Here is a 21,129-nt window from a genome sequence, read left to right on the forward strand (position 1 = left end):
TCAGATCTCCTCCGACTCGGTGGTGCCGGCAATGCTGTAGGAACCAAGGAAGGTGTCCAGCTCGGCGACCAGTGCGTCGTAGCCGTAGTTCCGGTAGGTGTACGCACCTCGGACTACAAACGGGGCGCCGGCGTAGAACATTTCGTACTGCTGGTGGCGGCCCGCGAACTCCGAACCGATGATGTCCCAGGCGAGCTTGAACAGCTTGACGCGTTCCTCGCTGGTGACGCCGGGGGACTGGACATAGCGTTCCATATCCGGCCGCGTCACGCTGCTGGTCATGTCGGCGACGCTGGAGGGCAGCTGCAGCACGCCGCCGCCCACGAGGTCGCGAAGGATGGAGATCACTCGAGGGTACGTCTCGGACTGCAGGCCCATGGCCCCGTAGAGTGCGCTCTTCCCGGGAACCCGCATGCCGGCGTCGTCCGTTGTTGCGGTGTACTCGGCGGCGAGCACGGCCGATTCGACGGACTGGACGATCGCGGCGAGTTCTCCGAGCTTCTCCTGCACGCCGGGGATCTTGTCCGTGCCATTCACCTGTGTGACCTTGCGGGCGACGGAGGCGATGAACTTGAGCTTGGTGGAGAACCGGATCTGGGCCTGCCAGTTGCCCAGGGCGTGGGCGCCGGTCTCGAAGAACTGGCGGCGCAGTGTGTCGATGTTCCGGTTGATGAATACCCGGTCCCAGGGGATGAGCACGTCGTCGAAGACCACCAAGGCGTCCGGCTCGTCGTAGTGGCTGGTGAGCGGGTAGTCGAAGTCGCTGGTGGCGGCAGGCGCGAACGGGCGGCGGCAGTACAGCTTCAGGCCGTCGGTGGCCACCGGGACGGCGAAGCTGACGGCGAAGTCGACGTCGTCCGGTCCCAGCGGTTTGATGCAGGTGACGAAAACTTCGTCGGCGATCGCAGCGCCAGTGGCGAGCATTTGCGAACCCCGGACAATGATGCCCTCTTCGGTTTCGCGCACGACGCCGACCTGCAGGTATTCGCCTTCCCACCCTGACGCTGTGGTGGCGCGGGAGACCTGCGGCGGGATGATCGCGTAGGAGAGGTACAGGTTCTCGGACAGGATCTTCTTGTAGTACCGCTCCACGTTGCCTGCGAAGTCGCGTTCGTCGTTCTTGAAGACCTCCGGATGGGAACCGAACGCGGCAAAGAACGTGCCGACGTGGTCAGGGCTGCGGCCCACCCAGCCGTGCGTGTGCTTGGCCCACTTTTCGATGGCCTGCCGGCGCAGCACCAGCTCTTCCTGGGTCCGGGGAGCTGCGAACGTGCGGTTTGCCGGCCCGCCGATTTCCTCCGAATGGAACTGCATTCCATTGGCGGGATCAGCCGCGATGTCGAACAGCTCGGACATGGTCCGGGCAACCTTCGCGAAGGCCGGGTGTTCCAGGACGTTGCCGACAACCTCGCCGTCGAGGATAACCGTCCTGCCGTCATTAAGGGACTTCAGGTACTCTTTTCCGGTCCTCATCAGAGTGAGCCTTTCTTGATTTTGTAGTTATGTTCAATGGTGGTCCCATTTGGGAACGAGAGCTCCAACTTCCAGGAAGTTCCGTCTATGAACTTTCCGTCCAGAAGCGGCAGGGTGCCGCCGAGGCACATGAAGTCGGCGTCGCCGATGCCGGTCCGGGCCAGGAGACGCTCGACGACGTCGGCCGGCTTGCGCAGGCCGCTCAGCGAACCTTCCTGGTACAGGACTCCGTCAACCCACGAGCGCGCTGTGCACTCGTCGAGGTCGAGATTTTCCAGGTTCTCTACGGCGATCACCTCAGCGGCCACCGGCTTGGGGCACGCGCGCTTTGAATCGCCGATATCCCGGGCTTCAATGTCACGGTCTGTGTGGTCGGATCCGATGCCGAGGTAATACTGGCCGTTGTGGCGGATGTACAGGGGCTCAATCTCACCGGAGGTCAGGTTTTCCGAAGCGTCGTGCTCGCCCGAGGTCTCGAAGAGGTCCGAGTCCATGCGGTAAAACATGGGCACCTCCGGGGGAGGGGCTACGCCGATGGCAGCCAGCTCGTCAATATGGTGTTGCACCGCTTTTGGATCCCGGCCCGTGTAGCCGGCCACCACTGCGTGGAAATCCGAAATGACGATTGTCTTGTCCGTGCCCACCACCCTGAAAGTGAGTGGGACTTGCCGTGTTGTTTGCTGTGTTTGCATTGGACTTCCTCTAGACGGTCAGAGTTTCGTAGCTGGCCAAGCGGTCATTGAGCACCGGGAACTCGTTGCGGACAATGCCCACCTGCTGCGGATCGATGTCCACCATGAGCACTGACTCCCCGGCGCCGGCCTCGGCCAGCACCTTGCCGGCGGGATCCACCACCCTGCTGTGGCCGCCGAGCTCCACGCCCTCCTGGACACCGGCAGCGTTGCAGGCAACCACGAAGATCTGGTGCTCCAGGGCGCGGGCGGTGGTGAGGAGACGCCAGTGTTCGCGCCGGGCTGCGGGCCAGGCTGCCGGAACGATCACGATTTCTGCGCCGCGGGTGCTCAGCTCCATCCACAACCCCGGGAAACGCAGGTCGTAGCACGTGATTCCTGCCGTGGCCCCGAAGGGGAGCGGGACCACAGGCAGGGCGGCCCCGGCTGTCAGGAGACTGGCTTCCTTCGATTTGTAACCGAAGACGTGGATCTTCCTGTAGGTGTGGACCACGCTGCCGTCCGGGCCCAGCAGGATTGATGTGTTGCTGAGTTGCCCGTCCGCGCCGGCTTCAATGATGCTGCCGAGATGGAGATGGACGCCCAGTTCTTTCGCAACCCGTGAGCACATTGAAACGGTGGGGCCGGAGAGTGTCTCTGCCAGGGTCGCGTAGTCATCGAAGTGGAAGTAGCCTGCACTCCACAGTTCCGGGAGGACGATCAGCTCGGCGCCGCTGATGTTGCGAAGAATCTTCTCGACCCGGTCGATCCGGTCCCCGCGGCTTTCGGTGTCCGGACTGGCTACCTGGACCAATGCGATTTTCATGCTTGTTCCTTCTCTTTGCTGCTCGGCTCGTCCAGATCACTGAGCTTCAGGCCCTTGGTTTCCTTGGCAAACATCACCGAGACCATCGAGATCAAGCCCATCCCTGCCAGGTAGATGCCGATCGCGTAGCCCGTACCGAAGGCGCTGTAGAGAGCCAACGCAATGATGGGAGACAGCGAGCCGGCGATCAGCGAAGCCAGGTTGTAGGCTACGGAGGTGCCGCTGTACCGGACATCGGTGGGGAAGAGTTCGGAGAAGAAGGCGCCGATCACCGAGCTGTACGCGGCGAAGATCAACAGGCCACCTACCGCCGCGGCGATGATGCCCCACATCTGTCCGGTGTTGAGGAGGGCAAAGAAGGCGAATGCCCAGATGACGGTGGCGATCGAAGCCCCGATCATGATGGGCTTCCGGCCTACGCGGTCCGCGTAGATGGCCAGGACAGGAATAGCGACGACGGCCACTGCCTGACCGATCATGACGGCGGTGAGTCCGGCTTGCCTTTGCAATCCCATGATTTGGGTGACGTACGTGATGATGAACAGCGAGTAGATGTAGAAGCCTGCGTTCTCACCCATGCGGCTTCCCGTGGCGATGAGGATTTCGCGCCAGTTGCGGCGGAAAAGGATGGCCAAGGGCATCTTGCGCTCGGACACTGCCATGGTCTCGCGCTTCCGCTGCGCTTCTTTGAACAGCGGTGTTTCCTGCACGTAGAGGCGGAGGACCAGGCCAATGATGACCAGCAATGCGGACAATCCGAATGCTATGCGCCAGCCCCATGCAAGGAATTCGCTCTCCGGCATGGTGCCGGCGAGGATAGCGAGCACGCCGGCTGCCATGAGATTGCCCAGGGGCGGGCCCACATTCGGCCAGGAGGACCAGAACGCGCGGCGGGAACTGTCATTGCTGTGCTCCGACACAAGAAGGACAGCGCCGCCCCATTCCCCTCCGAGTGCGAACCCTTGGATCAGCCGCAGCAACAGCAGCAGCAACGGTGCTGCAATACCAATGGCCGCGTATGACGGGATGAAGGCGATGAGGGTCGTCGCGACCCCCATGAGCATGAGGCTTGCTACCAACGTGGCGCGTCGGCCGTGTTTGTCGCCAAGGTGCCCCAGGACAATCGCGCCGAGGGGCCGGGCGAGGAAGCCGGCGGCGAATGTGCCCAGCGCCAGCATGGTGCCGACGAGGGGATCGTCCGTGGGGAAGAAGAGCTTATTGAATACCAGTGCAGCGGCTGTGCCGTAGAGAAAGAAGTCGTACCATTCCACTGCCGTACCGGCGAGGCTCGAAGCAGCAACCACGGGCAAGCTGGAGTGCTTTTGCTGCCTTGGCTCGGCTTTCTTCAAATCGGTCATTGTGGGGATCCTTTTGCGATTGGGAGCGGCCGGGCTTCTTGTGAGGCGGGCCGATGTCCCAAGAAATTGAGGGGTTCCAGTGCGTGAGCGGAATCACTTGAGCCGCCACTGAAAACTACTGTAGACGAGTTGTATACAACCTGTCTATAGTTGGGGTTAAAGATTCTTCCAGACGTCCGGGACCCTCCTGGAGGCAACTCGTATACTGGGCTTCGCGAGAAAGGCTCTCCATGATCCAAATGACTCCCACTGCGCAATCCCAGCCCGAAGTGGCTTATCAGTGGATGAAAAGCTACATCGCTGCCCTCCCGCGGGAGGAGGAAACGTTCCTCAACGAGGCCGTCCTCGCCAAGACCACGGGCACATCCCGTACGCCGGTACGGGAGGCCCTGCTGCGCCTCGAAGCGGAAGGCTTCGTCAAGCGGATCCCCCATAAGGGCGCGTTCGTGCCCCCAATTTCCGACCCCGATGTGCGGGCAATCCTGCAGGCCAGGGCCGTGGTGGAAAAGTGGGCCGTGTCAGCCCTGGACACCATGGCCGACGGACAGATCGACGCTTTCCAGAGCGTCATCGACCAGCAACGGGAAGCCAAGGATGATCCCGCGCGCTTCATTGAGCTGGATACCGAGTTCCATACGCTCATGGTTCAGGCCGGCGGAAATCCGGTCCTCGCCGACTTCTACGCCTCGCTCCGGCAGAAGCAGCTGAGAATCGGCGTCAAAGCAGTGTCCCGGGGATCGGATCGCGCCGGTGATGTGCTTCGCGAACATCAACTGATTGTGGACGCCCTGCGCAGCCGAAGCCTGGAAGCGGCCCACCAAGCCATCGATGCGCACTTGGACTCCACCCGATGGGCCGTCATCGGCTACTAATCTTCGCTGTGCAACTCCCGCTGCCGTGCGCTAAGCAGCTCAAATTCAGGCCTGGCAGCCACGAAACGTTCAACGGCGTCGAGCACTTGCTGAAGGTGGGCGTGGTCAGGGGCCACCACAGCAGCGCCAATCAAAGCGCGCCGGTGCTGGTCCTGGAAGCCGGTCTCGGCTGCGGAGACCTCAAAGCGGCGCTTGAGTTCGGCGACCAGCGGCCGGACCAGCGAACGCTTCTCCTTCAGGCTGTGAACGTCGCCCAGCAGGACATCAAATTCGATCCACCCGATCCACATAAACCCCATTCAACAGCAACGCGGGGTCACTTAAGGCCCATGTCAGGGGCGTTTACGGGCCAAAAGTGACCCCGCCTTGTTTGAGGTCTTGAGGGAATCTTGATCGAACGCAGCAAGGCGTCTTGAGTTCGGCCCGGCAGTGTCTATGAGGTTGGCCCAAAAGGGCCCCCGACTCATCCGCTGCTAGTTACCCAGGACTGACATCGTGACCCAAAACCCTGCCAGAGCCCGCGCCCGATCCCGCACCACAGCCATACTCATCGCCTGCGCCGCCACCTTGGCGGTTTCCGCCATCACGGCCCCTACGGCTTCGGCCGGGCCCGCGCAGGGAGCAGTGGTCCGGGCGTCCTCCAGCGTGTCGGCCATGGCCGGCCAGGTGGAGCAGACACTTGTGGTTCCGGTGACTGCGGGATTGGAGCCCACGCGGATCAAGGGCAGCATCGTGGTCGCCGGAAAGCCGGAAGGAACGGTCCGCGCAACGGTCAACGGCAGGATAGTCCTCGAAGCCAACGCAGCAGCAGCCATCGCCCTGGACCAGGCAGTGAGCAGCGCAGACGTCATCAACCAACAGATGACCGTTGGACTGCAGTTCATCCCGGCGGCGCAGACTATGTGCGTCCTCTCAAACGCCACAGCCACGCTGAACAACCTCGCAGTCGATTTCTCCGGAACCGCGGAGGTTCCCACGACCGTCGGCGGGTTCTTCCCGGTGTCCGTGCCCGCCGTCGTACTTCCCGTCCCGGCGGACCCGGGTGCCGATGTTTCCGCGGCCGTCATGACTGCCGCCGCCTCGATGACGCACCGCTACCCGGACGCCTCTGTCAGCGTGGTCCCGGAAGCCGGACTTGCCGCCCGGGCGGCCGGCCTTCCTGCGGGCAGCCGGGTCCTCAGCGTCGTGGGTGACCAAGGCGAAACCAGCACCAAACTCTCCACCACAGCCGGCCTCCCGCAGCTCATCCTCAGCGGCCATGACGAACAGCTCCGTACCGCCGCGCGCGCACTGGCCAGCGACAATACAGCGCTCGCCGTGACATCGTCCGTCACCGGGTTGACGTCCGCATTGCCTGCGTCGCCGGGCCTGACGCAAAGCCTCAAGGACCTGGGCAGCAGCACCCTGAAACTCTCCGGATACGGCACGCCGGAATCGTACGTGGGAGTCACCCAGTCCCAGTTCGGCGGTCCCGTCCAATCAGTGAAGGTCCAGCTCAAGGGCACGCACACGGCCGTGCCGGCCAACGCCCAGGCTCAGCTTTCCGTCTTCTGGAACGATTACCTGCTCAGCTCCAGGAACCTCGACGGCGGTGACAGCTTTTCGGTGGACGCCGAAGTACCAGCCGGGCAGCTTCAGGCGAACAACGGCCTCCGGATCCGGCTCGCGGCCCTTCCCGCGGGCGGTGATTGCACCGGCCCCGCAGGTGTGATGCCCATGGAGGTCACCGTGGACACGGCAGGCAGCACGCTGACTGCCGCCCGGGGCGGTTCCATGAAGGCCGGTTTTGCACGGTTCCCCCAGGCCCTGGGACAGAGTGTTCCCGTAGCGTTCGGCGACGGCAACGCGCAGGCAAACACCGTGAACGCGGCCACCCTGGTAGCTTCCCTGCAGCGGCAGAGCGCCACCTTGCTGGACACCCGGGTGGTGGGCCTGGATACCTTGGCCGGCTCCAGCGAGTCCGGACTGGTGGTGGGCGCCACCGGCGATGTTGCCGACAAGCTCTCGGCACCCCTGCGTTTGGCCGAGTTCCGCACCATCTCGCCGAAGGACGTCGAATACGGGGTGGGCACGTCGGCACCGTTCGGTGTCCTGGAGGCGTTCGAACAAGGCGGCCGTGATCTTTTGCTCCTCGGGGCGTGGGCACCGGACGGCGACGCTTCCGCGGCTGCGTTGCAGGCTTCCCTGACCTCGCACATCAGTGGTGTTGACGGCGGTTGGGCATCATTGTCCCGGAACCTCCTGGTCACCCAGCCCTCGGGTACGCCGGTCTTGCTGGAAAGCAACGTGGTGGTTCCGCAGAAGGCCGTCACCGACGACTACCGTCCCTACGCCTGGTGGATCGGCGGTGCAGTGCTGGTGCTGGGCCTCGCGTTCGCCGCCCGCACCATCCTGATGCGGCGCCGGGCCAAGGAAGCTCAGGCTTACGTGGACGCTGAACAGAAGGCGACCGAACCGGGCCATGGCAACTAGCGTTGCCACGCGGCGCCGCGCTGCCCACCGGCAGCCGGTGCTGCGGTCCCTGTCATCGCTGATGATCCGGGGTTGGGAACGGCTCGGCGCCCCGGTGGACGGACGCAAGGTCCCGGGCACCAGGATTGTGGCCTTGTTGGCCGCAGTGGTGGGCTACGTTGCTTGCCTGTACACCATCGGCCACGGCACCAACCTGGACTACTCCGACGCCCAAAGTCACCTGACCATCGCCCGGCGCATCTTCGACAGCAAGGCGCCCGGCTTTGAACAGCTCGGCACGGTGTGGCTGCCCATGCCCCACCTTCTGCTGGCGCCGTTCGTGGTGAACATGTGGCTGTTCAGCACGGGCTGGGCTGCGGGACTATTGGGGATCCTCGCCTTGTCCGCTACCGCCACGGGCCTGTACCTGATCGCAGCGCGCCTCGGTTTGGGCCGGGCGGGCCGCCTGGCGACCACACTGGTGGTCCTGGCGAACCCGGCGGTCCTCTACGTTTACACCACTGCTTTGACCGAGCCCGTGCTGATCATGTGCATCGTGGGCGGCATGGCAGGGCTGGCACATTGGTCCACCAGCCGGCGTCGGATGAGCGCCGGTGAACTGGCAGTCTTTGCAGGCATTCCCTCGGCCGCAGCCGTCCTCTCCCGCTATGAGGGGTGGGCGCTGGTGATGACCGGGACGCTGTTCGTGCTGATCGTCTCCAAGCGCCGCACAGGCCAATGGCGCGAAGCCCTCACCATGGCCGGCGGCTACGTGATGATCCCTGCTGCGGCGGTGCTGTGGTGGCTTTCGTACAACTGGGCCATCTACGGCAACCCGCTTGAGTTCATGTTCGGGCAGTATTCCGCTTACGCGCAGCAGAAAAACATCACCGACGGCGGCCTGTTGCCTACCAAGGGCAACCTCGGACTGACGCTGACTACTTTCCACTGGTCGTTGCTGGAAACCGCGGGGGTGGTGGTCCTCGCCCTGGCGGCGTGCGGCGCCGTCGTGCTGGTCTTCAGGAGGGGCTTCGCGAACAGCACCCTCCTGGTGGCGGTGACCGGCAGCGCCTATGCCTTTGCGCTGTTGAGCCTTTTCCTGGGCCAAACGGCCATCAACAATGACCACTCGCTTCCCACCACCTGGTGGAACAACCGCTTCGCCCTGACGGCGTTGCCGTTGGTAGCGGTTTTGGTGGCCGTCTTCGTGCAGGAACTGACCCGGCCGGCGCGGCTCCGGCCCTGGCTGATCTGTGCTTTGCTGGGTGCATTGGTGGTGCAGAACGTGTGGTGGAACGAGGACCCCACCGGGAGGTTGGCCGTCCTGGCGGAAGGCAGGATGTCAGCTGAATCCACCACCAACTCCACCGCCGCCGCCCGTTGGCTGAACCAGCACTACGAATCCGGCGGGATCCTGATGGACGAAAGCGCACGCGGCAACGCAGTGCTTCCCGTGATGGGCATCCCGCTCAAGGAAATCTACAACAGGGCCTCCGGCGATTACTTCGCTCCTGCGCTGGATGATCCGGCCAAGTATGCCAAATGGGTGTTCGTCAACGTCGAAGCAGGTACAGGAGCGCGGGATTCGGGCCCCACCGACCTCGTTTACCAGGCGATCATCAAGAACCCTTCCTTCGGCGTGCGCTACTCCGTCGCCTTTTCCACGCCCACGCACCGGATCTATGAAAGGTCCTCGGATTCATGACCCCTGCTTCCCTCGTCAAAGGACAGTTCAACCGGCAGTCGATCGGCCAGACACTGCTCGCCGCAGGCCTTGTGACCCCTGAACAACTGCAGCGTGCACTGGATCGGGCCGCGATCGAAGGCGGTTTGCTGGGACGGCACTTGATCCTGGAAGCCGGGCTGGACCGGCGTCGGATCTATGAAGTGCTGGCCCGGCAGTGGGACGCCCCGCTGGTGGATCTGGTGGCCGAGCCACCAGCCGACGAACTCATGGAGCAGCTCATTTTCAGCGAGCTTGCGGAACCTCAATGGTTGCCGTGGCGCAGCGAGGACGGAGTGCTGACCGTGGCGACGGCGGTTGTTCCGTCCGCGGCAATCGCCGAGGAAGCAGCAGCGAAGTTCGGGGCCACCGACGTCGTCTTCCGCACTACGACGGACTGGGACATCAACCAATCCATCCAACGCTCCTTCAGGCGCCACCTGCTCTACGAATCCGCTGAACGCCTGGCCGAGGAACGGCCGGGTGACTCCGCTCGCATCGCGTTGACGCCGTGGCAACGGTACCTTCCTGTGGTCCTTGTAGCGGCAATCATGGTGGGGTTCGTGATCTCGCCGCTGACGGCGGTCATCGTGCTGCTGGCTGCAGCGAACATCGTCTTCCTGATCAGCATCGGATTCAAGACGTTGGCCAGTCTCCGCCGGCCTTTCGACAAGCTCCACGAGGCGGCAGTGGTCCGGGCACGGAACAAGGAACGCGCACGACGCGGCCTTCCGCCGGTGGCCGATGAGCGGATTCCGGATTCCGAACTGCCCGTCTACACGATCCTTGTACCGGTGTTCCGCGAGGCCAACATCATCGACAAACTGCTGACGAACCTGGGGCAGCTGGATTACCCCCGGTCCAAGCTGGATGTGCTGGTCCTCCTGGAGGAAGACGACGCCGAGACCATCGCCGCGGCCAAGGCCTCCAGGCCGCCGGAGTACGTCCGTATCCTCATCGTTCCGCGGGGAGAACCGCAAACCAAGCCAAGGGCGTGCAATTACGGACTGACGTTTGCGCGGGGCGAATACGTGGTCATTTACGACGCCGAGGACCGCCCTGATCCGGGACAGCTGAGGGCTTCCATTGCAGCCTTCAAACGGGATGAGTTCGAGCGGGAGCACCTGAACCCCGGCCGCAAACCGCTCATCTGTGTCCAGGCCGCGCTGAATTACTTCAACGCCGACCAGAACGTGCTCACGCGCCTGTTCACCATCGAGTACACGCACTGGTTCGATTCCATGCTCCCGGGCCTGGACAACTCCGGGATCCCGTTGCCGCTGGGCGGCACGTCCAACCACTTCGTCACCGCGCTGCTCAAGGAAGTTGGCGCGTGGGACCCGTGGAACGTGACCGAAGACGCGGACCTGGGACTCCGGGCGGCCGTGGACGGTTACCGGGTGGGTGTCATCGACTCCACAACGTGGGAGGAGGCCTGTTCACAGGTGCCTGCCTGGATCAAGCAACGCACCCGCTGGATCAAGGGGTACATGATTACCTCGGCGGTGAATACCCGGAACTCCCTGAGGTACATCAAGAGCACGGGGGTAGCCGGAACAGTAGGCTTCCTTGGGCTGATCCTCGGCACGCCGCTGGCCTTCCTGGCTTATCCGCTGGTGGTTGGATTCACCGTGGTGACCTACATCGGTTACGACATCGTAGGCCTGGTCCTTCCCGGCTGGTTGCTGGCCGGAGGGGTGGTGTCCATGCTGTTCGGCAATGCCATGATGATCATCGTCTCCGGTGTCGCCACCTTCCGCAGGCATGGTTGGAGGATCGCGATTTTTGCCTTGCTGAACCCGTTCTACTGGGTCCTGCATTCCGTGGCGGCGTGGCGCGCGGCCTGGCAGATGCTGACCAGCCCCCATAAATGGGAGAAGACCCCGCACGGTCTGGAGGCGGAATACCACGACGACGGCCACTGGGTCGGGTGAAGCACCGCACCTGATCTTGAGCCAATCTTGAGCAAATGCCGCAGAGAGGTTGAGTAAGCACCGCCACACTGAATCCAAAGCCGCAGGATGACCAGCTGAGGGGGTTGGACACGGTGCTCGATCCGTTCTCTGTAAGAGTCGCCCTGGGCGTCGTCACAGTAACCCTCTTGGTGTTGTTCTGTACCTCCTTCCACCGCACCCGTTCGCCGTATGCCGGCTGGTGGAGCCTGGCCCTGCTGCAATTCATGGCCGGCAACACAGCCTTTCTGCTCAACGGATCCCCGCATCAGCAATGGGCCAATCCGGTGGGAAACGTCCTGGTGGTGGCTGGAGCATTCAGCGTGTGGGCCGGCGCCCGCTCCTTGCGGGACCTCAAAACCGCCCGCTGGCAACTTGCCGCAGGTCCTGCGGTCACTGCTGTCGCTTCTGTCCTCGAAAGCCCCGCCACCAATGTCTGGTCCGGGGGCTTCGTCTATCTGGCCATGATGGCCACCGGGATTGCCTTGGCCGCCCGGGATCTTTGGCTGATTAAAGCTTCCCATTCCCAGGTCCACAAGGCTTTGTCGCTGGCAGCAGGTCTCCTGGCCACGTACTACCTGGGCCGCTTTACGGTCTATGCACTGGAAGGGCCGGCAAGTGAGGCCTTCCGTATGTACTTCGGTCCCGGACCGTCGGGCCTGGTTTCGCTGGTGCTGCTGGTGACGGTGTCCTTCAGCATGACGGCCCTCACCAGCGACCAACTCATCAAGGGTTTGAAGGAGCGGGCGGCCCGCGACCACCTGACCGGCCTGCTCAACCGTGGAACGTTCCTCGAACTGGCCACCACCGAGCTCCACCGTTTGTACTCCACAGGATCCGGCGCTGCCGTGGTCCTGGCAGACCTGGATCACTTCAAGGCAGTCAACGACGAATACGGTCATGGCGCCGGGGATGAGGCCTTGAAGGCCTTCGCTGCGGCCTGCGCCGCGTCCGTGAGGTCCACGGACCTCATTGGACGCTACGGCGGGGAGGAGTTCATCCTTTTCCTGCCCGGGGCCACACAGGAGCGGGCCGAGAGCATCGCCGTCGAAATCAGCCGCCGGACCGCAGGCATGCGCACACCGGAAGGTATCCCGTTCCCCACCATCAGCTATGGAGTTACGTCCAGCATCTCTGCCGGAGCCGATCTGAACTTCATGATCGAGGTAGCTGACGCAGCGCTTTACAGTGCCAAGGCACAAGGAAGAAACCGGATTGTAGGAGCCGACCGCCTCGAGGCGGCCACTATTGCGGATGAGGCACGATCATGACGCTCAATGAACTGACCACCAGGATCCAGATCCAGCACAACCAGGAGTTGTCCGTCTTCAGGAAAGACATCACCAGTGCTCCCTACAAAGCCGGAACAGCCACATCCTTGAACGCGGACCGGCGCTCGGTGCGGATGGGTCCTGTCCAGTCCGTTGAGGACGGAAACGCCAACCTGACCATCGTGGCCGATGTTGAAGGCCTTGCCTGGTTCACTGCGGACAAGGGCCTCCTGGGAAGTTGCATCACAGTGTCCATCGCCGGCCACCGGCGGAACACCGGCACGCGCGTCCATCTCCCGCTCGCTGAATGCGATGCCTGGATCGAGGCCATCCTGGGCGGGTCATGGATCACAAACGTCTACCGCATGGGCAACAAGGCAAAGCCCGACGGCCGGCTGGATATCGCTTCCTATCGCTTGTTCCTGGACGAGCACCGCAACCCGGTTCCCAAGCCCCAGGCCGTAGCCGATATGACGCTGCGCAGCCTGGACGAATCGTGACCAGTACCAAGCCTCGCCGGCTGGTGTCCACTGATGATGACGACCCCCGAATACAAAGCCTGGAACGGCAGGTCCGGGCACTCATGCAAGAACTCCATGAGGTCCGGAATGAACGACGCCATGAGGCCCTTACCGACCCCCTGACAGGCGTCGGCAACCGGCTGGCCCTGGCCGATGCCTTCAAGGAAGCCACGGCTGCCATGGCCAACAGCATCGCCCCGCCCGCGCTGCTCCTGTTGAACCTGGACGGATTCAAGACGTTGAAGAACTCTGCGGGCCATGCGGCAGCGGACCAGGTTCTGGTCACCGTTGCCATGCGCATCCGCTCGGCAGTCCGGGAGAACGACGTCGTCACCCGCCTGGGTGGCGACGAATTCGCTGTGTTGATGCCCGGCACCCCCAAGAACCGGGCTGCCGCCGTCGGGAACCGCATCCTGGCCGCGCTGGAACCCGGCATCGACCTCGGCAACAACAGTGTCCAGTGTGCTGCCAGCATGGGCCTGCGGATCGCCGAGCCGCACCACACCCTGGAGGACCTCCTCCAGGAAGCCGATTTCGCCCTGGAGGAATCCAAGAGCGAGGGCCGGAACAAGCTCAAGCTCTTCGATCCCGTGACCCTGCACTCCCGGCAACTCCAGCGGCAGATCGTGGGCGACCTGAGGGAGGGGATCCGCTCTGAGCAGCTGGTCCTCTATTACCAACCAATCGTTGACCTTGCCACGGGAACCATTGAGGGTTGCGAGGCCCTGGTCCGCTGGAACCATCCGATACACGGGCTCATCATGCCGGACCAGTTCATTCCCGTGGCAGAGGCCACCGGGTTGATTGCGGAACTGGGCAGGTGGGTCCTCCGCACAGCAATGCGCCAGCTGAGGCAATGGCGGGATAATCCGGCGACGTCGGAGCCCGCCTTCTCCATGCGCATCAACGTCTCTGCCGCCGACCTTCAAAGCCTGGAATTCGTGGACGACGTCCGCGACGTTCTCCAAAAGGAAGGATTGTCCCCGGAGTCGCTGGTCCTGGAACTTACCGAGAGCGCCATCATCCAGAACAACGAGCTGGACCGTTACACCCTGATGAGCTTGCACAGGCTGGGCGTAGGCCTGGAGATAGACGATTTCGGCGCCGGTTATTCCTCGATGGGCTACCTGCGCAAACTCCCCGTGGATCGGGTGAAGGTTGACCGGCAGTTCGTGAAGGACCTGGAGAAGGACCCGTCCCAGCTGGAGTTCCTGGCGGCAATCCAGCAAGTCATCCGCTCGTGCGGGCTGGAAGGGGTCTGGGAAGGCATTGAGACAGCGCGGGAAGCGGAGTTGCTGCGGAGTATCGGCTGTACGAGCGGACAGGGGTATTTCTTCGGCAGGCCGTTGCCCGAAGCAGACTTCCTTGCCCGGTTAAAGGAAACGCGAGGTCACTTATGGCCCATCCCGGAGGGATTTACGGGCCATAAGTGACCTCGCGTCACTTCAGGCGGAGAGGATCAGCCGAAGTACTTCGGCAGGGTTCCTTCGTGGGCTTCGCGCAGGGCGTCCAGCGAGAGCTCATCCACGCCGTTGATCTCCAGCTTTCCACCGGCAGCGTCAACGACGCCGATCCGGAGGTGGGCGAAGCCACGGGCGGTGCACATGTCCTTGAAGCGGACTTCCTCGGAGCGCGGCACGGACACGATGGCCCGGGCCTGGGACTCGGAGAAGAGGGCCGTGAACAGGTCCACGCCGTCGCGCTCCATGAGTTCCTCAAGGGCGATGCGGGCGCCGACGCCGTAGCGCAGCGAGGACTCCACCAAAGCAGCCGCGAGGCCACCTTCGGAGAGGTCGTGTGCCGCGTCGACCATGCCGTCGCGTGAAGCGTTGATCAGGATTTCACCCAGTGCACGCTCAGCTGCGAGGTCAACCTTCGGCGGCAGGCCACCGAGGTGTCCGCGCAGGTTGGACCATTCGGAACCATCCAGCTCAGCTGCGGTGGTACCCAGCAGGTAGATGGCCTGGCCATCTTCACGCCAGCCCGACGGCGTACGGCGGGCGACGTCGTCAAGCTTGCCCAGGACCGCCACAACGGGGGAGGGGTGGATCGGCGTGGTGCCGGTCTGGTTGTACAGCGAGACGTTGCCGCCGGTTACCGGGATGCCAAGTTCCATGCAGGCGTCCGAGAGGCCACGGATGGCCTCGGCGAGCTGCCACATGACATCCGGGTCCTCGGGGGAACCGAAGTTCAGGCAGTCGCTGACGGCCATCGGAACGGCGCCGGAGGTAGCGACATTGCGGTAGGCCTCAGCCAGTGCGAGCTGTGCGCCCTGGTACGGCTCAAGGTAGGTGTAGCGGCCGTTGGCGTCGGTGGCCAGGGCAACGCCCAGGCCGGTTTCCTCGTCAACACGGACTACTCCGGCGTCATCCGGGAAAGCCATGGCGGTGTTGCCGCCAACGTAGCGGTCGTACTGCTTGGTGATCCAGGACTTGCTGCACATGTTGGGCGATGCCACCAGTTCGGTGACAGCCGCAGCCAGCTCGGTGGGAGCCGACGGGCGGCCGGCGTCCTCAACGGAACCGGTGAAGGAGTTTGCCTGGACGGAATCCTGCCACTCCGGACGGGCGAACGGACGGTCGTAGACCGGGCCGTCGTGCGCGACGGTGCGGGGATCGACGTCGACAATTACTTCGCCTTCCCAGGTGATGATGAGGCGGCCGGTGTCGGTGACTTCACCCAACCAGGAGTACTCCACGGCCCACTTGTCCATCACGGCTTCGAAGGCTTCGATGTTCTCCGGGGTAACGACGGCCATCATGCGTTCCTGCGACTCGGACATGAGGATCTCGCCCGGGGTCAGCGTGGGGTCGCGCAGCAGGACCGAGGTCAGCTCGACCTCCATGCCGCCGTCGCCGTTGGAGGCGAGCTCGGACGTGGCGCAGGAAATGCCTGCAGCGCCGAGGTCCTGGATACCTTCAACCAGGGAGCCCTTGAAGAGCTCAAGGCAGCACTCGATGAGGACCTTCTCAGCGAACGGGTCGCCCACCTGGACGGCCGGGCGCTTGGAGGGCTTGGTGTCATCGAAGGATTCCGAGGCCAGCACCGAGGCGCCGCCAATGCCGTCGCCGCCGGTGCGGGCACCGAAGAGGACAACCTTGTTGCCCTTGCCGGAGGCGTTGGCCAGGCGGATATCCTCGTGGCGCATTACGCCCACGGCCAGCGCGTTCACCAGCGGGTTTCCCTGGTAGACGGAGTCGAAGACCATTTCGCCACCGATGTTCGGCAGGCCAAGGCAGTTGCCGTAGCCGCCGATGCCGGCAACGGCACCGTGCATGACGCGTGCGGTGTCCGGGTGGTCGATGGCGCCGAAGCGCAACGGGTCCATCACCGCTACCGGGCGGGCGCCCATGGAAATGATGTCGCGGACGATGCCGCCGATGCCGGTAGCGGCACCTTGGTACGGCTCAACGAACGACGGCGAGTTGTGGGACTCGATCTTGAACGTTACGGCCCAGCCGTCGCCCAGGTTGGTGACGCCGGCGTTCTCGCCGATGCCCACCAGCATGTCCTTCTTCATTTCCTCGGTGACCTTCTCGCCGAACTGGCGGAGGTGGTTCTTGGAGGACTTGTAGGAGCAGTGCTCGCTCCACATGACCGAGTACATGGCCAGCTCGGCACCGGTGGGGCGCCGGCCAAGGACCTTGACGATCTCGTCGAATTCGTTCTGCTTCAGGCCCAGCTCGGCCCACGGGAGTTCCGTGTCCGGGGTCTTGGCAGCGTGCTCAACGGTGTCGATGTTGAACTTCTTGGTGGTTTCCGTGGTCACTTGTCGCCTCCCATAATCTTGGTCAGTACGGAGGTGAAGAAGCCCAGGCCGTCGGTGTCGCGGGGTTCGCCGTTCAGCGACTCGGGGCCGAAGCCGGCCTCCACTGCGTGCTCGGGGTGGGGCATGAGGCCCACCACGTTGCCGGCTGCGTTGGAGATACCGGCGATGTCCCGGCGGGAGCCGTTCGGGTTGAAGCCCACGTAGCGGAACACCACGCGGCCCTCAGCCTCAAGGGCGTCCAGGGTCTTCTCGTCGGCGATGTACTGTCCTTCCTGGTTCTTCAACGGCACGATGATTTCCTGGCCATCGGTGTAGTCCACGGTCCAGGCTGTGTTGGCGTTTTCCACGCGCAGCGTCTGGTCGCGGCAGATGAACTTCAGGTGGTCGTTCTTGATCATGGAACCGGGCAGCAGGTGTGACTCGGTGAGGATCTGGAAGCCGTTGCAGATACCCAGGACCGGGAGCTTGGCGTCGGAGTTCGCAGCATCGATGATCTTGGACATCAGCGGTGCGAAACGCGAGATGGCGCCTGCACGGAGGTAGTCGCCGTAGGAGAATCCGCCGGGGATGATGACTGCGTCAACATCGCCGAGTTCGGAGTCGGCATGCCAGAGCGGCACCGCCGTGCCACCTGCGAGACGCACTGCACGGGCGGCGTCGCGGTCGTCAAGGGTGCCGGGGAAGGTGACGACGCCGATCTTGGCACCAGCCAGGCCACGAGCACCAGAAGCGTCGGCGGCGATAGCCTCGCCGATCAGGGGGAGTGAAGTCATATCAGGCCTCGACGACCTCGACGTTGACGACATCCTCGATCACCGGGTTGGACAGGAGGGTCTCGGCAGCTTCGCGGGCCTGGGCCAGGATAGCGTCGGTCACCTCGCCGTCGACAGTCAGTTCAAAGCGCTTGCCCTGGCGGACTGCGCTGAAGCTGTTGAAGCCGAGGCGGGGCAGTGCACCCACGATGGCCTTCCCCTGGGGGTCCAGAATCTCGGGCTTGGGCATGACGTCAACGACGATCCGGGGCATCCGGTAACTCCTGTGCGTGAGTTGGGTGAACCTTAAATAAGGCTGCCGCGGAGATGCCGTCTCACGCCGTTCAGCCGCATTCAAACAGCGTTATGGACACAGGGTTAAACACGGTTGTGAACTGCATTGTTTGAACGGCATGGGGGCGCTCCGCGAGCTTGCACAACCATTCTACCGGGAGCGGCGCACATACCCTATTCAGCCCGATTCTGCGAGGCCACCCCGCCGTCACGGCGGAAATCGTGCCAAGGGAACGTCCGACGGCGGCAGGCACGAGCGCCTGTCGACGCTGGCCGCCGCGGCCCGGCGTCACTAGGATTGCCGCATGGCTGAAAAACCGAAATCGATGGTGCTGGGTGTTGTGGCCGCAGCCGTTTTTGCAGATTTGGGCCGCATGGTCATCCAAAAGATCAGGGCTGACAAAGCTGCCCGCGACCACAGGGTGACAGCTCCCTTGGACGCGGAGACCCGGGCGAAAATCAGCGACGCCCTGCGCGGACCCCGGTAGGGAACCTGACATTAGCGCACGTACAAATGCGCTATTCAAAGGGGTTAAACGGCGTGATTCCGGCGTACTTTGGAGATACACGCGGGGGTTCACCCCCCTGGTAAAACAAGGATAACCAGGAGGACCAATGACCGATCACATTGCAGAAGTATCCGCCTGTAGCGTTGGCAGCTGCGGATTCAACCACGATGGCTGCACCGCTTTTGGAATCACCATCGGCGGAACCCAGGACCACGCTTCCTGCGCAACTTTCATTGACACCAATGCCATGGGCGGCCTGCCCAAGGTCCTGGCCCACGTCGGCGCCTGCCAGCGGTCCGAGTGCGTCCACAACAACAACCTCATGTGCGAGGCCCACGACGTCAAGGTCGGACCCGGCCGCGAAGCCGCCGATTGCCTTACCTACGAGCACGCCTGATTGCTGACTAAGCGAAAAGTGGGCCCACCTCCTGCGAGGTTGGGCCCACTTTCTTGATGTCAGGCTACTTCTTGGCCGTCTTGGATTTGGCCGGGGTTGCCGCGGCTTCCTTGGGGCTGTCGGCGTCCTTCATCTCCTGCTCGGCCGTAGCCTGGATCAAGGCCAGGAGTTCAGGATCGAGTCCGGGCGCAAACTCTTCCTTGCGCTCCGCCGACATGGTCATGGGGAAACCGTCCGGCATCTGCTCGGTGCTCAGTTCGGTGCCGTCGTTGGACGGTGACGCCCCACGGTAGAGCTTGCCTGCTTCGCTGAGGTTGTCAGCGCTGAAGGTGTACTGAATGCTCTGGAGTCCCAGGTCCAGGAGCTTCTTCACTTCCGGGAACTGCTCGGCGTTGGTCTTGGGGATCGGGAGGACCTTGCCCCAGTTCACACCCAGGCTTTCCAGGGCCTTTGCGTAAGCATTCTCGTGGGCTTGGTCGCGGACAATCAGGTAGGCGATGGTGGAGCGTGCCGTCTTGTTTTCCGTCATCTCGTAGATGCGGCATTTCTGGAGCCGCCCCGTGGATTCGAGCATCAGGTTGTAGAGCAGGTCCAGGACGAGGTTCCCGCTGTTGTAGACGTAGGAACCGCTCCAAGGGTTGCCTGCCGCATCCACGGGCAACGCACCCTGGGCGCCCACCAGGTAGTGGTGGATATTGCTGGTGTCCAGGGCGATCTTCAGGGGAGTGGCACCGCCGGCGCCGGGCTCGTCCACCGGATCCGACTTCTTGCCCTGGTAGCGGGGTGACCCATCAAGGAGTTGGGAAATGGTGGTTCCGATGAGTTCCACGTGGCTGATCTCTTCGGTACCGATGCCCTGGAGGAGGTCCTTGTAGGGCTTGGAGGCGGGATCGCCGCGGAAGTTCATGCTTTGGAAGAGGTACTGCATCATGGTCCGCATTTCGCCGAACTGTCCGCCCAGGCCTTCCTGGAGGGCGTTGGCTGCAGCGGGATCAGGCTCGTCGGCAGCGATTTCATTGATGAGAAGTTGGGTGTGCAGGTACATACGTTTCCTCACGTTGCCTCATGCTATGCGTGGGATGGGAACCCTCTGCTGGCCACCCCGGACCCACATAACATAAGCATGCTTACTATTTCCACGCAAGGAATTTCGCAAGTAAGTGGAGATTCGTTCAGCCCGCCACTTGATTGGTGAGCGGCTTGCCTTCCTTGAGGGCGGAGATGTTGGCCAGGACCAGCTTCGCCGAACCCTTGGGGCGGTTGCCCGCGACGTGGGGCGTGATGATCAGGTTGGGCGCCGACCACAATTCCGAATAGGCCGGCAGTGGTTCCACCTTGGTCACATCCAGTGCTGCTGCACGCAGGCGGCCTTCCTTCAGCGCTGCCAGCAGCGCGTCCTCATCCACCGTCGCGCCGCGGCCCACGTTGACGAACACAGCGGTCGCCGGCAGATGACGCAGGACCTCGTCATTGAGGGCGTCGGCGGTTTCCGGGGTCGCGGGCAATATTGAAATCAGCACGTCCGTGGTGCCCAGGACCTCCGGGAACCCATCCGCGGGCACCACCGGGAAGCCATAGCGCTCGCCGGCGGAACTTGCGACGCCGGTGACCTCCGCGCCCAGCGCGGCCAGCAGGGGAGCCAGCCGCCCGGCGATGGAACCGAACCCCCAAATGGTGACCTTGGCGCCGTCGAGCGTGTAGAGCTGTTCGGTGCCGGGGTTGGACTGCTCGGCGTTGTATGGCTGGTTCCAGGTAGCGGCTTTTTGCGATTCCAGGAGGACATCCAGACGCCGCACGGCAGCCAGGACCAGCGCCAGCGCGTGTTCAGCGACCGGGCCGTCGTGGAGTGAGCGTCCGGACGTGATGGCTGTGGTGTCCCCGAATCCAGCGGCGAGTACGGAGTCGGGTCCGGCTGCGAGCGTCTGGACCAGCTTGAGTGAGGTCATTTCCTTGGCGGCATCGGCGAGGTTCTCCGAGGTATTCCGCCATGCCACCAGAACCTCTGCGTCGCGGTGTTCGCCGGGGATGGGCTTGTCCACTGCGTAGACCACGATCTCGTCCCCGGAGGTTGCGGGATCGGAAAGGTCCAGTTCGATGGTGTCCGGGACGAGGATTTTCACGGCAACTCCAAGGTTTACGGGCGTCGGGCAGTTTGCACTAGAGGCTACCGCTTTATCCCGCCGCGCATCTGCTCCTGCTCCATCTCTGGCAATGTGACGGCCAGCACTCTATGGTTGTAGGACGTTCGACGTAGCACGTAACACGAACGCCCATCACGAGGTAGCACTAC

Annotated in this window: 19 protein-coding genes; 9 read left to right on the forward strand and 10 right to left on the reverse strand. The window is 63.3% G+C overall.

Translation table 11 applies throughout. The annotated features are described in order from the left end of the window. Genes ACNAOU_RS02835 through ACNAOU_RS02850 form a run of 4 tightly spaced genes read right to left on the reverse strand, consistent with a single transcriptional unit; the run spans position 1 to position 4,328 of the window. On the reverse strand, positions 1 to 1,473 hold the full coding sequence (locus ACNAOU_RS02835) for a 4-hydroxyphenylacetate 3-hydroxylase family protein (RefSeq protein ID WP_018780005.1): 1,473 nt from the start codon (positions 1,471 to 1,473) through the stop codon (positions 1 to 3). Next, a complete protein-coding gene (locus ACNAOU_RS02840) occupies positions 1,473 to 2,165 on the reverse strand; it encodes a DUF2848 family protein (protein ID WP_018780004.1) in 693 nt (230 codons plus the stop codon). The genes ACNAOU_RS02835 and ACNAOU_RS02840 overlap by 1 nt, the downstream gene beginning before the upstream one ends. A gap of 10 nt (positions 2,166 to 2,175) precedes the next feature. Next, entirely contained in the window at positions 2,176 to 2,970 is a 795-nt protein-coding gene (locus tag ACNAOU_RS02845) for a carbon-nitrogen family hydrolase (protein ID WP_422757963.1), read from the reverse strand. Further along, positions 2,967 to 4,328 carry an MFS transporter gene (locus ACNAOU_RS02850; protein WP_422757964.1) on the reverse strand — a complete coding sequence of 454 codons (1,362 nt, stop codon included), beginning with the start codon at positions 4,326 to 4,328 and terminating at the stop codon, positions 2,967 to 2,969. Before ACNAOU_RS02850 ends, ACNAOU_RS02845 begins: the two co-directional genes overlap by 4 nt. A gap of 230 nt (positions 4,329 to 4,558) precedes the next feature. Here ACNAOU_RS02850 and ACNAOU_RS02855 point away from each other — a divergent pair, with 230 nt between their 5' ends. After that, a complete protein-coding gene (locus tag ACNAOU_RS02855; RefSeq protein WP_026267479.1) occupies positions 4,559 to 5,200 on the forward strand; it encodes a GntR family transcriptional regulator in 642 nt (213 codons plus the stop codon). On the opposite strand, the gene ACNAOU_RS02860 is transcribed toward ACNAOU_RS02855, so the two are convergent. After that, the gene (locus ACNAOU_RS02860; protein WP_018780000.1) at positions 5,197 to 5,490 is read right to left on the reverse strand and encodes a DUF503 domain-containing protein; all 294 of its coding nucleotides are present in this window, start codon (positions 5,488 to 5,490) and stop codon (positions 5,197 to 5,199) included. The genes ACNAOU_RS02855 and ACNAOU_RS02860 overlap by 4 nt on opposite strands. A gap of 205 nt (positions 5,491 to 5,695) precedes the next feature. Between ACNAOU_RS02860 and ACNAOU_RS02865 the strand changes: the two genes are divergently transcribed. The 6 genes from ACNAOU_RS02865 to ACNAOU_RS02890 all read left to right on the forward strand — a co-directional run bounded on the left by ACNAOU_RS02865 (position 5,696) and on the right by ACNAOU_RS02890 (position 14,551). Further along, positions 5,696 to 7,672, forward strand: a complete 1,977-nt coding sequence (locus ACNAOU_RS02865; protein WP_422757965.1) for a cellulose biosynthesis cyclic di-GMP-binding regulatory protein BcsB — start codon at positions 5,696 to 5,698, stop codon at positions 7,670 to 7,672. Continuing rightward, the gene (locus ACNAOU_RS02870; RefSeq protein WP_079582723.1) at positions 7,662 to 9,356 is read left to right on the forward strand and encodes an ArnT family glycosyltransferase; all 1,695 of its coding nucleotides are present in this window, start codon (positions 7,662 to 7,664) and stop codon (positions 9,354 to 9,356) included. The genes ACNAOU_RS02865 and ACNAOU_RS02870 overlap by 11 nt, the downstream gene beginning before the upstream one ends. Further along, positions 9,353 to 11,308 (forward strand): glycosyltransferase, encoded by a 1,956-nt coding sequence (locus ACNAOU_RS02875; RefSeq protein WP_079582725.1) that lies wholly within the window; start codon positions 9,353 to 9,355, stop codon positions 11,306 to 11,308. The genes ACNAOU_RS02870 and ACNAOU_RS02875 overlap by 4 nt, the downstream gene beginning before the upstream one ends. A 104-nt stretch (positions 11,309 to 11,412) precedes the next feature. Next, positions 11,413 to 12,597: a GGDEF domain-containing protein gene (locus tag ACNAOU_RS02880; protein ID WP_018779996.1), complete on the forward strand. Its 1,185-nt coding sequence runs from the start codon at positions 11,413 to 11,415 to the stop codon at positions 12,595 to 12,597. After that, the gene (locus ACNAOU_RS02885; protein WP_018779995.1) at positions 12,594 to 13,097 is read left to right on the forward strand and encodes a hypothetical protein; all 504 of its coding nucleotides are present in this window, start codon (positions 12,594 to 12,596) and stop codon (positions 13,095 to 13,097) included. Before ACNAOU_RS02880 ends, ACNAOU_RS02885 begins: the two co-directional genes overlap by 4 nt. Then, positions 13,094 to 14,551 carry a putative bifunctional diguanylate cyclase/phosphodiesterase gene (locus tag ACNAOU_RS02890; protein ID WP_422757966.1) on the forward strand — a complete coding sequence of 486 codons (1,458 nt, stop codon included), beginning with the start codon at positions 13,094 to 13,096 and terminating at the stop codon, positions 14,549 to 14,551. The genes ACNAOU_RS02885 and ACNAOU_RS02890 overlap by 4 nt, the downstream gene beginning before the upstream one ends. A gap of 26 nt (positions 14,552 to 14,577) precedes the next feature. On the opposite strand, the gene purL is transcribed toward ACNAOU_RS02890, so the two are convergent. Genes purL through purS form a run of 3 tightly spaced genes read right to left on the reverse strand, consistent with a single transcriptional unit; the run spans position 14,578 to position 17,913 of the window. Continuing rightward, the gene (gene purL / locus ACNAOU_RS02895; protein ID WP_018779993.1) at positions 14,578 to 16,887 is read right to left on the reverse strand and encodes a phosphoribosylformylglycinamidine synthase subunit PurL; all 2,310 of its coding nucleotides are present in this window, start codon (positions 16,885 to 16,887) and stop codon (positions 14,578 to 14,580) included. Next, entirely contained in the window at positions 16,884 to 17,660 is a 777-nt protein-coding gene (purQ, locus tag ACNAOU_RS02900; protein WP_422757967.1) for a phosphoribosylformylglycinamidine synthase subunit PurQ, read from the reverse strand. Before purQ ends, purL begins: the two co-directional genes overlap by 4 nt. A 1-nt stretch (position 17,661) precedes the next feature. Continuing rightward, positions 17,662 to 17,913: a phosphoribosylformylglycinamidine synthase subunit PurS gene (gene purS / locus ACNAOU_RS02905; RefSeq protein WP_011773385.1), complete on the reverse strand. Its 252-nt coding sequence runs from the start codon at positions 17,911 to 17,913 to the stop codon at positions 17,662 to 17,664. 325 nt (positions 17,914 to 18,238) lie between these two features. Here purS and ACNAOU_RS02910 point away from each other — a divergent pair, with 325 nt between their 5' ends. Then, on the forward strand, positions 18,239 to 18,421 hold the full coding sequence (locus tag ACNAOU_RS02910) for a hypothetical protein (RefSeq protein WP_422757968.1): 183 nt from the start codon (positions 18,239 to 18,241) through the stop codon (positions 18,419 to 18,421). 127 nt (positions 18,422 to 18,548) lie between these two features. After that, a complete protein-coding gene (locus ACNAOU_RS02915) occupies positions 18,549 to 18,839 on the forward strand; it encodes a DUF1540 domain-containing protein (protein WP_018779990.1) in 291 nt (96 codons plus the stop codon). A gap of 64 nt (positions 18,840 to 18,903) precedes the next feature. Here ACNAOU_RS02915 and ACNAOU_RS02920 read toward each other — a convergent pair whose 3' ends face one another. Further along, a complete protein-coding gene (locus ACNAOU_RS02920; protein WP_039239578.1) occupies positions 18,904 to 19,884 on the reverse strand; it encodes a manganese catalase family protein in 981 nt (326 codons plus the stop codon). Between the two features lie 127 nt (positions 19,885 to 20,011). Next, entirely contained in the window at positions 20,012 to 20,959 is a 948-nt protein-coding gene (locus tag ACNAOU_RS02925) for a phosphoglycerate dehydrogenase (protein ID WP_422757969.1), read from the reverse strand. Positions 20,960 to 21,129: the final 170 nt, after the last annotated feature.

This window comes from Paenarthrobacter sp. C1, from assembly GCF_049315185.1.
GTDB classification, from domain to species: domain Bacteria; phylum Actinomycetota; class Actinomycetes; order Actinomycetales; family Micrococcaceae; genus Arthrobacter; species Arthrobacter nicotinovorans.

Bases quoted from the DNA above. Each gene is read 5' to 3' on its own strand.
- ACNAOU_RS02835 (WP_018780005.1), bottom strand. From the start codon at position 1,473: ATGAGGACCGGAAAAGAGTACCTGAAGTCCCTTAATGACGGCAGGACG.
- ACNAOU_RS02840 (WP_018780004.1), bottom strand. From the start codon at position 2,165: ATGCAAACACAGCAAACAACACGGCAAGTCCCACTCACTTTCAGGGTG.
- ACNAOU_RS02845 (WP_422757963.1), bottom strand. From the start codon at position 2,970: ATGAAAATCGCATTGGTCCAGGTAGCCAGTCCGGACACCGAAAGCCGC.
- ACNAOU_RS02850 (WP_422757964.1), bottom strand. From the start codon at position 4,328: ATGACCGATTTGAAGAAAGCCGAGCCAAGGCAGCAAAAGCACTCCAGC.
- ACNAOU_RS02855 (WP_026267479.1), top strand. From the start codon at position 4,559: ATGATCCAAATGACTCCCACTGCGCAATCCCAGCCCGAAGTGGCTTAT.
- ACNAOU_RS02860 (WP_018780000.1), bottom strand. From the start codon at position 5,490: ATGTGGATCGGGTGGATCGAATTTGATGTCCTGCTGGGCGACGTTCAC.
- ACNAOU_RS02870 (WP_079582723.1), top strand. From the start codon at position 7,662: ATGGCAACTAGCGTTGCCACGCGGCGCCGCGCTGCCCACCGGCAGCCG.
- ACNAOU_RS02875 (WP_079582725.1), top strand. From the start codon at position 9,353: ATGACCCCTGCTTCCCTCGTCAAAGGACAGTTCAACCGGCAGTCGATC.
- ACNAOU_RS02885 (WP_018779995.1), top strand. From the start codon at position 12,594: ATGACGCTCAATGAACTGACCACCAGGATCCAGATCCAGCACAACCAG.
- purQ (WP_422757967.1), bottom strand. From the start codon at position 17,660: ATGACTTCACTCCCCCTGATCGGCGAGGCTATCGCCGCCGACGCTTCT.
- purS (WP_011773385.1), bottom strand. From the start codon at position 17,913: ATGCCCCGGATCGTCGTTGACGTCATGCCCAAGCCCGAGATTCTGGAC.
- ACNAOU_RS02910 (WP_422757968.1), top strand. From the start codon at position 18,239: ATGGCTGAAAAACCGAAATCGATGGTGCTGGGTGTTGTGGCCGCAGCC.
- ACNAOU_RS02915 (WP_018779990.1), top strand. From the start codon at position 18,549: ATGACCGATCACATTGCAGAAGTATCCGCCTGTAGCGTTGGCAGCTGC.
- ACNAOU_RS02920 (WP_039239578.1), bottom strand. From the start codon at position 19,884: ATGTACCTGCACACCCAACTTCTCATCAATGAAATCGCTGCCGACGAG.